Annotated in this window: 12 protein-coding genes and 1 pseudogene; 8 read left to right on the top strand and 5 right to left on the bottom strand. The window is 72.1% G+C overall.

The features are described 5' to 3' along the window. Positions 1-156 precede the first annotated feature (156 nt). The gene (locus ACZ7IF_RS32225) at positions 157-1,008 is read right to left on the bottom strand and encodes a caspase family protein (RefSeq protein WP_470978743.1); all 852 of its coding nucleotides are present in this window, start codon (positions 1,006-1,008) and stop codon (positions 157-159) included. 290 nt (positions 1,009-1,298) lie between these two features. Then, positions 1,299-2,111 (bottom strand): M15 family metallopeptidase, encoded by an 813-nt coding sequence (locus ACZ7IF_RS32220; RefSeq protein ID WP_470978740.1) that lies wholly within the window; start codon positions 2,109-2,111, stop codon positions 1,299-1,301. Between the two features lie 235 nt (positions 2,112-2,346). On the opposite strand from ACZ7IF_RS32220, the gene ACZ7IF_RS32215 reads away from it, so the two are divergent. From ACZ7IF_RS32215 to ACZ7IF_RS32200, 4 genes and pseudogenes are all read left to right on the top strand, one after another. Continuing rightward, the gene (locus tag ACZ7IF_RS32215; protein WP_470978737.1) at positions 2,347-2,589 is read left to right on the top strand and encodes a hypothetical protein; all 243 of its coding nucleotides are present in this window, start codon (positions 2,347-2,349) and stop codon (positions 2,587-2,589) included. Next, on the top strand, positions 2,586-3,014 hold the full coding sequence (locus ACZ7IF_RS32210; protein WP_470978734.1) for an SRPBCC family protein: 429 nt from the start codon (positions 2,586-2,588) through the stop codon (positions 3,012-3,014). The genes ACZ7IF_RS32215 and ACZ7IF_RS32210 overlap by 4 nt, the downstream gene beginning before the upstream one ends. 117 nt (positions 3,015-3,131) lie before the next feature. After that, positions 3,132-3,713, top strand: a pseudogene (locus tag ACZ7IF_RS32205) (DMT family transporter); the annotation flags it as partial. A gap of 39 nt (positions 3,714-3,752) precedes the next feature. Further along, on the top strand, positions 3,753-4,127 hold the full coding sequence (locus tag ACZ7IF_RS32200) for a VOC family protein (RefSeq protein WP_470978731.1): 375 nt from the start codon (positions 3,753-3,755) through the stop codon (positions 4,125-4,127). A gap of 104 nt (positions 4,128-4,231) precedes the next feature. On the opposite strand, the gene ACZ7IF_RS32195 is transcribed toward ACZ7IF_RS32200, so the two are convergent. Then, positions 4,232-5,110 (bottom strand): EamA family transporter, encoded by an 879-nt coding sequence (locus ACZ7IF_RS32195; protein WP_470978728.1) that lies wholly within the window; start codon positions 5,108-5,110, stop codon positions 4,232-4,234. Positions 5,111-5,169: 59 nt separating this feature from the next. Between ACZ7IF_RS32195 and ACZ7IF_RS32190 the strand changes: the two genes are divergently transcribed. Next, positions 5,170-6,012, top strand: coding sequence for a MurR/RpiR family transcriptional regulator (locus tag ACZ7IF_RS32190; RefSeq protein WP_470978725.1), 843 nt, complete (start codon positions 5,170-5,172; stop codon positions 6,010-6,012). 271 nt (positions 6,013-6,283) lie between these two features. Here ACZ7IF_RS32190 and yczE read toward each other — a convergent pair whose 3' ends face one another. Beyond that, positions 6,284-7,003: a membrane protein YczE gene (yczE, locus tag ACZ7IF_RS32185; RefSeq protein WP_470978723.1), complete on the bottom strand. Its 720-nt coding sequence runs from the start codon at positions 7,001-7,003 to the stop codon at positions 6,284-6,286. 61 nt (positions 7,004-7,064) lie between these two features. Here yczE and yczR point away from each other — a divergent pair, with 61 nt between their 5' ends. Next, a complete protein-coding gene (yczR, locus tag ACZ7IF_RS32180) occupies positions 7,065-8,462 on the top strand; it encodes a MocR-like transcription factor YczR (RefSeq protein ID WP_470978720.1) in 1,398 nt (465 codons plus the stop codon). A gap of 61 nt (positions 8,463-8,523) precedes the next feature. After that, a complete protein-coding gene (locus ACZ7IF_RS32175; RefSeq protein WP_470978717.1) occupies positions 8,524-9,087 on the top strand; it encodes a nitroreductase family protein in 564 nt (187 codons plus the stop codon). Between the two features lie 404 nt (positions 9,088-9,491). Here the strand turns inward: ACZ7IF_RS32175 and wsfD are convergent, their stop codons facing one another. Beyond that, on the bottom strand, positions 9,492-11,027 hold the full coding sequence (gene wsfD, locus ACZ7IF_RS32170; RefSeq protein ID WP_470978715.1) for a glycan biosynthesis hexose transferase WsfD: 1,536 nt from the start codon (positions 11,025-11,027) through the stop codon (positions 9,492-9,494). Positions 11,028-11,548: 521 nt separating this feature from the next. Between wsfD and ACZ7IF_RS32165 the strand changes: the two genes are divergently transcribed. After that, positions 11,549-12,664 carry an AI-2E family transporter gene (locus ACZ7IF_RS32165; RefSeq protein ID WP_470978712.1) on the top strand — a complete coding sequence of 372 codons (1,116 nt, stop codon included), beginning with the start codon at positions 11,549-11,551 and terminating at the stop codon, positions 12,662-12,664. Positions 12,665-12,757 lie beyond the last annotated feature (93 nt).

Below are 12,757 nucleotides of genomic sequence, written 5' to 3'. Positions count from 1 at the left end.
TGTTTTCCCTTTGTGGAACCCTTGTCCCCCCCTTAGGACTAAGGGACCGGCAAAAACCGGCCCCCCCTGGGGGGGTGGGGGGGACCGCCGGGGGGGTGGCCCCCCCCCCCCCCCCCCCCCCCCGTCCGTCCGGCAGACGCGCAGATGCGCAGACGATCAGATGGCGAACGGCGCCTGGGAGGCGAACTCCTGGGTCTGCCTGCCTGTCTGCAGCATGTTGGGCGTCTGGTAGAAGGGCATGCTCTCGACGACCTGGCGGTGGAGGGTCGAGTAGCTTCCCCGGAACGCCCCGTTCCTCCAGGTCTTGAGCAGGCTCTCGGTGAACAGGCCGTTGGCCCCCACGCCGTCGCTGGAGGTCTGGTTGTCCTGGCAGCCGGAGATCAGCAGCACGTCGGCCTGGATGTCCTGCAGGTCCAGCGCGGGCACGGAACGCTGGATCTCGTCGTACAGCTCCTGATCGCGCTGGTAGTTGCGGAACTGGGCGTCCTGCGGCAGGGCGCGGATGCGGGCGCGGACCTCGGACGGTTCGCTGGTGTCGAAGGCGCGCACCAGCTCCGCGTCGCTGAGGAAGTGCGAGACGTCTCGTGAGACGGTGCCGCTGTGACAGCTGTCGGAGAGCAAGAGGATGCGTACGTTCTCGGCGAAGGCGGCGAAGTGGGCGTACAGCTCGTCGTCGATGAACTGCCGGTCGTAGAGCACCCACGTCTCGTCGCGGCGGTCGGGTTCGTCTCCGTTCTTGTCGGGGACCTGGGATCCGTGGCCGGCGTAGGTGAGCAGCAGGAGGTCGCCGGCGGTGAGCTGTGCGGCGGCCGTCTTGAGTACGGAGGTGACCTTCTCGCTGGTGGCGTCCTTGGTGAGCAGGGTCGCGAGGGTGTCGAACCCGTTGGCCTTGGCGAGGTCCCTCATGGTCAGGGCGTCGTTCTCGGGGTTCTTCAGCTCGCCCTTGGTCCCGTAGCGGGCCTCGTCGATCTCGTTGATGCCGATGTGGATGGACAGTCCTTGGGGCATGGCCGTTCCTCCGTGATTCGTGGGTGGCGCGTACAGGTCGGGGCGCACGGCACGGCGGTGCGTTCCGGGCGGGCCCGCGGCCCGAAAACGCCTGGTTGTGGCTCTCGTGTGCCGGGTGGTGGTGTCCTGCCTTCCCGTTCCTTGATCGTCGGGTGCGTGTGTGCGATACCCGAGCCCCGGTCGACGTTACGGAAAGTGACAGGCCGTTGCCATGACGACGCGCAGGTGCCACACGAAGGGGCGACGGACGCGTCCTCCGGGCCGGGAGCGCCCCCGCCGGCACTCGTCCGTCAGGGGCGGTGCCCGGCCACCGGCCGGCGCGCGACGGGGAAGTCGAAGTAGGTGTCCGGGAAGAGCTCGGGCTTGTGCGTGAAGTGCCACCACTCCTCGGGCAGGTTGACGAACCCCTCAGCGGCCAGCGCCGTCTTCAGCAGCTGGCGGTGCGCGCGCTGTGCTCCCTGGACGCGCGGGTCGTCGGTGTGCGACAGCGTGTCGAAGCAGTCGAAGCCCGTGCCCATGTCCGCGGAGTTGTCCGGGTACCGCTCCGCTTGCGGCGCGTAGCAGGGAACGGACTCCTGCCCCGGCCTCGGCGGGGGCGCCGGGACCGCCGGAAGCGGGACGATCGTGAGGTCCGTGGTGCTGCCACGGCTGTGCCCGGACTTCTCGGCGATGTAGCCGTCCTCGAACAGGCGCGACTTGTCGACCCGCGGATAGAACTCCGCCTTCCTCCTCTCGTCGGTCAGGTCCTTGGCCCACCGTACGAAGTGGTCGACGGCCCGCTGGGGCCGGTAGCAGTCGTACACCTTGAGCGAGTACCCCTGCGGCAGCAGCCGTGTCTGGGCCCGGTGCAGGGCTTCGGCCGCCGGGCGCGTCAGGATGCAGACAGGCTGCCGGTAGCCGTCGATCCGCTCGCCGATGAAGTTGTGGGCCGACACGTAGCGCATTTCCTGGATGATCGTGGGGTCGACGGAGCTCAGCGAGACGAACTCCCCGGGAGCCTTGGGTTCCGGCGTCCGGGCGGCGGCGCTGAGGGTCGAGCTCGCCGCGAACGCGGTCGCGGCCCCCACGGTCACGGCGATCCGCGCCGTTGTCGACATGGTCATCGAGTTCTCCCTGAACCTGAGCCGGGCTGTCTGCGGACGTTCGGTCCACCCGTCTACTCGCCCGCTCCCACGGCAGATATGCCCCGGCTCTCCGGTCTGTCCAGCGCACGCCCCGGAATGGCGGAGACCACCACACGGGCGGCCTCCGTCAGCCGGTTCGTGTGGCGGGGCGGCGCTCGCCGGGCGTGGACCGTGAACGGTCGACAAGCGCCGTTCTCATTGTTACCTTGGTAACATGGTAACGATTGAACGGGCTCAGACCGGCCTGCGGATCGAGCGGAATCTGCTGAAGGTGCTCAAGGCGCTGGCCGAATACCTCGACATGCCTCTCGGCGAGCTCGTCGAGGGGATCGTCCTGCACGCGTTCGACGGCAAGGCCCCCTTCTCGGCGGAAACCCTGGCCAAGATCGAGCAGCTCAAGGACGTCTACGGGCTGGAGTTGACCGCTGCCGACGCCCACGCCCTGGAGGAGAAGTGAACCGTCGTGTCCTGAGCGCCGTGCTGGACGTTCCGCTTCCACCCGAGGCGGCCTTCCGGCTCTTCACCGCCCGGGGCGAGCGGGACTGGGTGCCGGGCTGGGAACCCGTATTTCCGGTCGATCCGCCGGACGACACCGCGCCGGGAACCGTCTGGCTCACCTCGTCGCCCGAAGAGGAGACGACCTGGCTGGTCGCCTCCCGGGACTTCCCGCGGTCGGTCTCCTACGCCCGGATCACCCCGGGGGTGCGGGCCGGGACGGTCACCGTCGCCCTGGCCGAAACCGAGGCCGGCAGCGAGGTGACGGTCACCTACGACATGACGCCCCTCACCCCGGCCGCGGCCCGGGCGCTCGACGAATTCGCCGCCGACTACCCGTCCTTCATCCGCTCCTGGGCAGAGCTCATCGCCGCCCACCTGGCCTGACCAGCCCCCTGGCCGTGCCCAGGCCGCCCGCCTCCCGCCTGCGAGACCGGGCTGGTCGGCCCCGGCCGACGTGAGGCCGCCCGTACGGACCGGCGTTCCGATGACGCCGCTGCCACCGGCATGGCGGTCGCCTTCGTCGGAGCCGTGGTCGTCGGCCTGTCGATGCCGGCAGGCGGCGACGGCTCGACCTCGGTGCTCGGGGTGGTGCTGTGCCTGCTCGCGGCGGTGGCGTACGCGACGGGCGTCGTCGCGCAGAAGCCCGCGCTCGCGTACGGGACGCCGCTGCAGATCACCACCTACAGCTGCCTCGCCGGAACCGTGGTCTGCCTGCCGTTCGCCGGGCAGCTGGTGGCCGAGGTGCCGCGGGCCCCGCTCTCCGCGACCCTGAACACGGTCTACCTGGGCGTGGTCCCGACCGCCCTCGCCTTCACCACCCGGACGTACGCCCTCGCGCGGATGCCGGCCGGGAAGCTCGGCGCGACGACCTACGCGGTGCCGGCCATCGTCGTCCTGCTGAGCCGGATCCTCCTCGGCGAGGTACCGGCCTGGCTCACCCTCCTCGGCGGCCTGCTGTGCCTGGCCGGGGTGGCCGTCTCCCGCTTCCGCCCGCGCCGCCGGCAGGCCCCGGCCGCACCGGCGGACGATGTGTGGACCGACGTACATGCCCCGTCCCCGCGGCGGGTACGAGCCCTCCGGTAAGGGCGTCGTGGAGGCGGCCAGAGTGAGAGGGTGTCGGAAGTGATCCGGAAGCTGCAGGCGATCGCACTGGACTGCGCCGATCCGGTACGGCTCGCGGAGTTCTACGCGGACCTGCTCGGCGGCCGCGTCGTCGCGGACCCCGACGACCCCGACTGGGTCGAGGTGCACGGCTTCGAGGGAACACCGCTGGCCTGCCAGCGGGTGGACGGCTACCAGCCGCCCCAATGGCCCGGCCGGCGCCACCCCCAGCAGCTCCATCTGGACTTCGACGTGGACGACCTCGACGGGGAGGAGAAGCGGGCGCTGGCCCTCGGCGCGACCGTACTGGAGCGGACGGACCAGCTCCGGCCGGACGCCGACTGGCGCGTCTACGCGGACCCGGCGGGCCACCCCTTCTGCCTCTGCCTCCACTGACCCCGGCGGCAGCGAGAAGCGATCACAGCGCCCCAACCGCCTCCCACGACGCGGCCATGGCGAACGGCAACGCGCCCGGCGCGAGGACACGACCCTCGGCCGCCTCAGGAGCCGCCGACGAACTGGAGCACCGCGATCCCCGCCAGGACGGTCGCGCTGGCGGTGATCCGCCGGCCGCCGAGGCGCTCCCGGAAGACGACCGCGCCGATCAGGGCCCCGAAGACGATGCTGGTCTCCCGCAGGGCGGCGATGGTGGGGAGGTCGCCCCGGGACTGGGCCCACACGACGAGCCCGTACGCCAGGAGCGAGAGCAGTCCGCCCGCCAGGCCCCGGCCCCACAGCGGGCGCAGTGCGGTGAACAGGGCGCGGCCCCGGCGGGCCCCTGCGACGAGCGGGAGGACGAGCCCCTGGCACAGGAACAGCCAGGCGATGTAGCCGAAGACGCTGCCGGACACGCGGACGCCGTTGCCGTCGACGAGGGTGTAGGAGGCGATCATCACCCCGGTGCCGACCGCGGCGGCCAGCGCCGGCAGCTGGGCACGGCCGGGGATCCCGTCGGCGAGGGCGAGGCCGGCCAGTCCGCAGGCGATCACCGTGATGCCGAGGGCCTGTCCGGCGGCCAGGGAGTGGCCGAGGAGGGTGGTGGACACCAGGGCCACCACGACGGGCGAGGTGCCGCGCGCGGTCGGGTACATCTGGCCGAAGTCTCCGAGCTGATAGGCGCGCAGCAGCAGGAGCTGGTACGTGACCTGCAGCGCGGCCGAGGCGGCGATGTACGGCCAGGCCGCCGGCGCGGGCAGCGGGGCGAGGCAGACGAGCACGGCTCCGCAGCCCGCGGAGACGAGGCCGATCAGGGTGAAGCCGGCGAGCTTGTCGCGCAGGCCGTGGGTGAGGCCGTTCCAGACGGCGTGCAGCACCGCCGAGGCGAGGACGACGGCGGGCACGGCGGCGGCGCCCGTCACGGACGGCAGGTTCACGGGCACGGGGCGCTCCCCACGGCTGACTCTGGAATGGAATTCCCTGCTAGCGTAAACACATGGAAATGGATTCCACAGCCTCGGGCGGGCTCGCCGCCCACATCCGGGCCCACCTGTCCGAACTGCGCGACACCGAGGTGCGGGTGGCGCAGGTCGTCCTCGACAAGGGCGCCGACCTGGTGCGGCTCAGCGTCAGCGATGTCGCGGCGCTGGCCGGCACCGCGCCGTCCTCCGTCGTACGGGCCTGCCAGCGGCTGGGGTTCCGCGGGTACCAGGAGCTGAAGATCGTCGCGGCCCGGCAGGCACCCGCCCCGGAGCCCTCCCGGGACCGCGACCCCGCCGCCCGCGCCCTTGCCGACACGATCCGCGCCGGCCGGGAGGCCCTGGACGGGGTCGCGGCGACGGTGACCCCGCAGGACCTGCGGGCGGCGGCCGAACTGCTCGACGCGGCTCCCCGGATCCTGGTCGTCGGCGCGGGACTGTCCGGCGCGGTCGCGCTGGACACCGCCTACCGGCTGCGCGCACTGGGCTGCGCGGTCGACGCACCGGCCGACCCGCTGACAGCGCAGCTGGCCGCCTCACAGCTGACGCCCGCCGGCGTCTGCCTGGCCATCAGCCACACGGGCGCCACGCGCAGCACGGTGGACACCGCCCGGCGCGCACGCCAGGCCGGGGCCCGGGTCGTCGCGGTCACCAGCTACGCCCGGTCGCCGCTCAGCGAGGCCGGCGACCGCACGCTGGTCGCGGGCGGCCAGGACCTCGTGTTCGGACTCGAAACCGTCGCCAGCCGGCTGGCCCACCTCACCGTGATCGACGCCCTCGCCCTCACCCTGATGGGGCTGCGCGGTGAACCGGCCGAAGCGGCGCTGCGCCTGTCGGCCGACGTCACGGTCGACCATTCGTACTGACAGAGCGGTGACGCGCCTGGGCGCGGACCGGACAGGCCGACGGCCGACAGGGCCCCTTGCCCCGGCCCGGCCCGGCCCGCACGAGCGTCGCGCTGGGAGGCTGAGTCACGTATCCGCACGGGGGCCGGCCGGGTGACCTCACGGTCGGGCCGGGTCCCTTTCTTCTCCTGGACGACCGTGTCGCGCTTCTCCTGCCGGACTACGCAGACCTGGAGCTGACCGGAAGACGGTGTGCGAGACGCATGCTCGACCTCGCCGCACCCTACATCGATCATCCTGAGCACTGCCTGACCTGGACGGCATCTGGCCAGCCGGTCCCCGTGCCGCCCGGCTGCACGGGGAGCACGGCGAGCCGCGGCAGCAACCAGCCCACCAGGGGCCCCATGCACAGGGCGATCAGGACGGTTCCGGCACCGACCGTCCCGCCCAGGAGCCAGCCCGTGCCCGCGACGGCGACCTCGATGCCGGTGCGCACCGAAGCGACCGGCAGCCCGGTGAGGCGGACCAGGCCGGTCATGATCCCGTCGCGCGGGCCCGGACCCAGGTGCGCCCCGAGGTAGAGCGCGTCGAAGAAGGCCAGCGCGACGAGGCCGAGGACGAGGTAGCAGACCTGGGCGGGCAGCCCGCCGGGGCTGGGCAGCACGGCGGCGGTGGCGTCCGCGGCGAAGCCCACGACGGCCACGTTGAGGAGCGTGCCCACTCCGGGCAGCTCCCGCAAGGGGATCCAGGCGAGCAGGACGAGGAGCGAGATCAGGTTCGTCGCCCAGCCGTAGGAGATGCCCAGCGTCTGGGCGGTGCCCTCGGTGAGGACGTTCCAGCCGGCCGCCCCGAGCCCGGATTGGACGAGGACCATGACGGCGGCCCCGTACCCGACGAGGCCGATGAGGAGCTGGGGGACGCGGCGTGCCGTGCGGCCCGCGCGGAGCTGGGCGGCGAAGCCCAGGCGGGGAAGGACGTACGCCGAGGACGAGGAAGGTGCGGGAGGTGCCATGCGGCCACCCTCCGCCACATCTGGACCCCGAAACCATGGCCAGATTGGCTACGCTGGCCCGGTGAAGATCAGCTCGCACACCACGGCCCGCATGCTGGGCACCTGGCAGGAGGGGCCAGGGCCCGCCCACCAGCGCCTCTCCGACCGGCTCCGGCTGCTCGTGCTGGACGGACGCCTGACCCTCGGTGCCGCTCTGCCCAGCGAACGCGACCTGGCCAACGCACTCGGCAGCAGCAGGACCACGGTGGGGGCCGCGTACCGAACCCTCGTCGAGCAGGGCTACCTCGCCACGAGGGCCCGCGCCCGGGCGACCGTACGCCTCCCCGGCGGCACACCGTCCACGTCCGACCAGGGCGGGGACCCGGCCGCCGTCGACCTGTCCGTCGCCGCGCCGCCCGCACCCGTCGGCGTCCTCCACGCCGCCCTCGCCACCGCCCTCGAACAACTGCCGCGGCACCTGGAGCGGCACGGCTACGACCGGTACGGCACCGCCGAGCTGCGCGGGGCGGTCGCGCGCTGGTACGAGCGGCGCGGCCTGGCCACCTCGCCCGACCAGATCCTGGTCACCAACGGCGCACAGCACGCCGTGGCCCTGCTGGCCCGGGCCCTGCTGTCGCCGCGTGACACGGTCCTGATCGAGCACCCGACCTACCCGCACGCGATCAAGACGTTCACCGAGGCCCGGACCCGGCTGCTGCCCGTGCCCGTCGCGCCGTGCGGCTGGGATCCGGCACAGCTCCGGGCCGCGGGCCGCACCGCCGATCTCGCCTACCTGATCCCCGACTTCCACAACCCCACGGGCATGTGCATGGCCACGGACGTGCGCCGCGGCCTCAGCCTGCCCTGTCCCACCGTCATCGACGAGACCCTCACCGACCTGGCCCTTGACCGGCAGACTCCCGAACCCCTCGCGCTGCACCTGCCCAGAGGCACCGCGGTCTGCGTCGGCTCCGTGTCCAAGAGCATCTGGGGCGGCCTGCGGATCGGCTGGATCCGAGCCGCCCCCGCCGTCCTGAGACGTGTCGAACAGATCCGCCCCGCCCTCGACCTCGGCACCCCCGTGGTGGAGCAGCTCGCCACGGCCGTACTCCTCGACGAGGGGCGCACCCGGCGGCCGGACGCGCTCGCGCAGCTCGCCTCGCAGCGCGACGCGCTGCTGCGGGCCCTGGCCGAGCACCTGCCCGACGTCCACGCGCCACGGGCCGCCGGCGGGGTGACCCTGTGGGCCACCTTCCCCGAGCCCCTCGGCTCCCGGCTGGCCGCGGTCGCGCCCGATCACGGAGTGGTCATCGCCGCCGGACCCCGCTTCGGGGTGGGCGGCGCCTTCGAACGCAACATCCGCCTGCCGTACACCCTCCCCGAGGCCCAGCTGACCGAGGGCGTACGCCGTCTCGCCCGGGCGGTACGGTCAGTCCGCGCCGGCGGTACCGGGACCCACACCCCGTCGCCCGTCGCCTGAAGAAGGCGTCCGCGGCGGACGGTACGGAAATGGATCAGCGAGACGTGCGGTTGTCAGGGACGTGCCTCACGACCTTCAGCGAACCGACCAGATCCACGCCCTGCTGGCCAACCGTTTCAGCCCCTACCGGTTCGACCCGTCCGGCCTCGTCGACGACCACACCCTCCGGCTGCTGCTCGAAGCCGCGAGATGGACACCCTCCGCCGGGAACTCGCAGCCATGGGGCTTCCTCCCGGTCAGGCCCGGTGAGCCGGACCACGCACGGGTGCTGCCCCACCTCGCGCCCAGCTCCGCCCGGTGGGCGAAGGACGCAGGGCTGCTCGTCGTCGCGCTGACCCGCCGATACGTCGACGACACCGCCGTGGTGTACTCCGAGTTCGCCGATTACGACCTCGGGCAGGCAGTGGCCCACCTGAGCATCCAAGCCCAGGCGATGGGACTGGCCACCCACCAGTTCCGGGCCTTCGACCTCGAAGCCCTGGCCGAAGAGCTGCGCCCGGATCCCGGATGGGCGATCGTATCCATGATCGCGGTCGGCAAGGCGGCCGACGAACCCCTGACGGCCCGCACCCGGCGCAGCGCAGCCGACCTCCGCACCGCGCCCTGGTCGACACCGGCGACGTAGCCGTCCGCCGCCCCAGGCTCTCACTGGAGGATCACGGCCGGCCAGGTCGATCGAGGCGTTCCGTGGGAAGCGGAAACCTGCTTGGCGGACCGCGGCGGCCACTGCAACGTTTCCGGAGGCCGTGTGAGAGAACGAGGAGCTCACCTGGTCAGCCGGCTTGTCGAGCGACCAGACCAGCGAGTTGACCGACTTGCTCGGGACGATGGCCGACGCCGAGTCCGAGCCCGCGCGGCGGGAGTTCCCGGAAGGGTTCCCGGAAGGCTTCGGCCTCCTTGACGGTGCGCTCTGACCTGCTGGAGCACAACGCCGTCGCCCCGGCCGGCACCCCGCACCACCACAGGGGTCATGCGCGAAGGGCCGGACGATCCCGGTGGGGGTGTCCGGCCCTTCAGGCGCTCAGGGCTTCAGCGGGCAGCCGTCGCCAGGTCCGTACGGGCCTGGGAGCCGCCCGTGGCAGGTTCCTCCTCTTCCGCCCGGGACGGCGCAACCGGGGCGGGAGTGTTCAGCACCGTCGCGGCGGCCAGCACGAAGGCCAGGCCGGTAGCGAAGATCCCGTAGATCAGGTGCTTGGTGTTCTCGATCGCCTCGCCGTACATGGCCGTGGCGAACTGGGTCAGGGTGGCTCCGCCCAGGCAGACCATCATGGCCAGGAAGGCCCGGCGCCGCGGGTTGTCCGCGCTGCGGCGCAGCCACCAGATCCCGGCCAGCGCGAGCGCGCCCTGCAGGCCGAGTACCCAGCCACCGCCCAGAGTCCGGAGGAAGCCGGTGTAGAGGACGAGCCGGTGCTCCTGGGCACCGGCCGGTTCGCCGGCGGATACGGGGTAGGAGCCCAGGTTGTCGGGTCGTGAAGCCGCGAAGTCGTCCAGCCCGCCCCGGGCGATGCGGAGCGCGACGCCCGGGTGTTCGGCCAGGTAGCCGGCGATGTTGGCATAGGTGATGCGATCGAGGACCTCGGGCCAGCGCGGATCCTTCTGGGGTGCCTTCTCGCCCCACCAGTTCATCCCGGCGTACTGGCCGAAGTCGGCCGGCAGACCGAGTTCGACCGCGTCCTTGGCCGGGTCGGGGCTCTTGCCCATGATGCCGACGAAGATCATCTCGGTACGGTTGATCTCCTTGAAGGCTTCCATCTGGTACACCAGCGTGTGCGTCCCGGCCGCGCCGATCACCACGGCGGCGGTCAGCGGGAGCACCCGGGCGGAGAACCGTCCGGTGAGCCGGCCGACCGGCACCTTGCAGCACAGCAGCAGCACCAGCAGCGGGACGGCCATGGTGAGGGCCTGCATCTTGGAGGCCACCACCGTGACCGACCCGGCGGTGAACAGCAGCAGCCCGCCCAGCCTGGCCCGGCGTGAACCGCCCAGGTGGACCGCCCCGACAGTGGCGAACAGCAGCCCGGTCAGTCCGGCCAGCTCACTGAACGGCGAGGCGGCGTACCCCGCGATCACCGCATCGCCGACGACGAGGAACAGCGCGGCACAGACCAGCAGGCGCAGCAGCAGGCGACCGCGCAGCGCGACGGCGAAGACCGCGAAGGCCAGGCCCACCAGGGCGCACCACAGCAGTGCCTGGGCCCGGAGGTCGACCGCTCCGGGGTAGCCCAGCAGGTGGCTCAGCGGCCGGGCCAGCATGGGCAGCCACTTACCGCTGCCCGGGTAGGTGTTCTCGGACGTGCACGCCTCGGGCTTGGCCTGGTCGTAGCGGAAGTTGGCGTAGTCGAACCACCACCAGGAGCCCTTGTCGAGGTGCACGGAGGTGTCCAGCGCGCACATCCGGGACGGTCCGTCGCCGTTGTCAGCCAGCCCGATCGGGCCGTCGTGGAAGATCCGGAAGGCCATCGCGCAAGCGGCGCCCAGGCCCACCAGCGGACCAAACAACCACCACCGGCTGAAGACGGTTGCCGGCCGACCCGGCGCGGTACGGCCGACGAGCAGCCTGCGCATCGTGTCGCGCGAGGGCCGGCTCCACCGTCTGGCACGGAGCCCACTGTCCGGTGGGCCGCCGCGCTCAGCGCGGGTCCTGCTGTCTGATATGAAATGCATTGGCAAAGATTACACATCAATACCCACTTAAGACCGGTACGGCCCAAGGGTGGGAACACCATTCAAGCAGACGGCGGCCGTGGCGCAGTGACGGCCCCGACCGTGGTGGCGGCGCCCGGCCCGCGCACGTACCGGGTCGACCAGATCCTCGACCTCACCGCCACCGGCGACGGGCCCTCGACCCGCCGGAGCTGCGCGCCGTCGTGTGCGCCACGGCACGCGCCACGGCCGCCCGGTACGCGGCCAGGAGGGTCGTCATCGGCAACCGGGCCGCGTCGGCCGTCCCGCCGCACTCGGCGGACACCAACTCGACCCGGCGCCGCCGAACTGGGGGAGTGTCAGGGGACGGACGAACACGGAGCCGGACGCCGGACGTCAGCGGCGGTGCTCAGGTGAGAACCGAGTGTGAATAGGGTGACCCCATGTCTGTCACATTGAGCTCCGCAAGAGCCGCTGCCGCACTCCGTACGTCGGCACGGGTCTCCGCCGAGCTGCTGGTGGTCCTGGTCATGGCGGCGGCGGCACTGTGGGTTCTGGGCCGGATGTGGTCGGTCATCTGGCCACTCGTCGTGGCCCTGCTCCTCACCACCCTGACCTGGCCCCTGGCCGCATTCCTGCGTCGGCGGGGATGGCCGCCCGCTCTCGCCGCCTCCGTGGTGACCGTGCTCTTCCTCCTGGTGGCCGGCGGCATCGTGGCGCTCATCGCGGTTCCCGTGGCCTCCCAGTCGGGGGAACTGGTCGACGGCGTGGCCGAGGGCATCCAACGGCTGCGCGAGTGGGCGGCCGGGCCGCCGCTGAACATCGGCAACGACCAGATCACGGGCGCCTTCGACGCCGCGGTGGCCCGTCTCCAGAACAGCGTCGGCAGCGCAGTCTCCACCGTCGTGACGGGAGTGAGCACCGTCTTCAACGGCCTGGTCACCGCCGTGCTGGCGGTCTTCCTGATGTTCTTCTTCCTCAAGGACGGCCCCCGCTTCCTGCCGTGGCTCACCCGCCAGCTCCCCGGCCGGCTGGCCACCGACGTTCCGGCGGTGGCCGTGCGCGGCTGGCAGACCCTGGGCTCGTTCGTCCGCTCCCAGGCCTTCGTCGGCCTGCTGGACGCCGTCTTCATCGGCCTGGGCCTGTGGATCGTCGGCGTACCCCTGGTGCTGCCACTGGCAGTCCTGACCTTCGTCTCCGCGTTCGTGCCGATCGTGGGAGCCCTGTTCGCCGGCCTGGTGGCGGTGCTCATCGCGCTGGTGTCGAACGGCCTGACGGACGCACTGATCGTGCTGGCGATCATCGTCGCGGTGCAGCAGCTCGAAGGCAACGTGTTCCAGCCCATGATCCAGAGCCGCGGTCTCGGTCTCCACGCGGCGGTGGTCCTGCTGGCGGTCACGCTGGGCGGCAGTCTGGCCGGCGTTGTGGGCAGCCTGCTGGCCGTACCGGCTGCCGCGCTCGTCGCCGTCGTCTGGAACTACCTGCGCGACCAGCTCAGCGAACCACCGCACGATCCGGCGGCCGGCGAGGGGCTTCCCCCTGCTCCTGCCCCGTCGTAGGAACGCTCCGCGGGGGGGGGGGCGGCCCCGCGGGGGGGGCGCGCGCAGTTTCGACAGCCAAAGAGGCATCCCCAAGGAAAAAAGGAGAAGGGT

This window comes from Streptomyces sp. NPDC037421 (genome assembly GCF_055602105.1).
The sequence above is the reverse complement of the archived record's forward strand: the minus strand, read 5'-3'. Positions and strand labels throughout refer to the sequence as shown.

What these genes read in the sequence shown, in the direction of transcription:
- ACZ7IF_RS32165 (WP_470978712.1), top strand. Translation starts at nt 11,549, where the DNA reads ATGTCTGTCACATTGAGCTCCGCAAGAGCCGCTGCCGCACTCCGTACG.
- ACZ7IF_RS32225 (WP_470978743.1), bottom strand. Translation starts at nt 1,008, where the DNA reads ATGCCCCAAGGACTGTCCATCCACATCGGCATCAACGAGATCGACGAG.
- yczE (WP_470978723.1), bottom strand. Translation starts at nt 7,003, where the DNA reads ATGGCACCTCCCGCACCTTCCTCGTCCTCGGCGTACGTCCTTCCCCGC.
- ACZ7IF_RS32190 (WP_470978725.1), top strand. Translation starts at nt 5,170, where the DNA reads ATGGATTCCACAGCCTCGGGCGGGCTCGCCGCCCACATCCGGGCCCAC.
- wsfD (WP_470978715.1), bottom strand. Translation starts at nt 11,027, where the DNA reads ATGCGCAGGCTGCTCGTCGGCCGTACCGCGCCGGGTCGGCCGGCAACC.
- ACZ7IF_RS32220 (WP_470978740.1), bottom strand. Translation starts at nt 2,111, where the DNA reads ATGACCATGTCGACAACGGCGCGGATCGCCGTGACCGTGGGGGCCGCG.
- ACZ7IF_RS32215 (WP_470978737.1), top strand. Translation starts at nt 2,347, where the DNA reads ATGGTAACGATTGAACGGGCTCAGACCGGCCTGCGGATCGAGCGGAAT.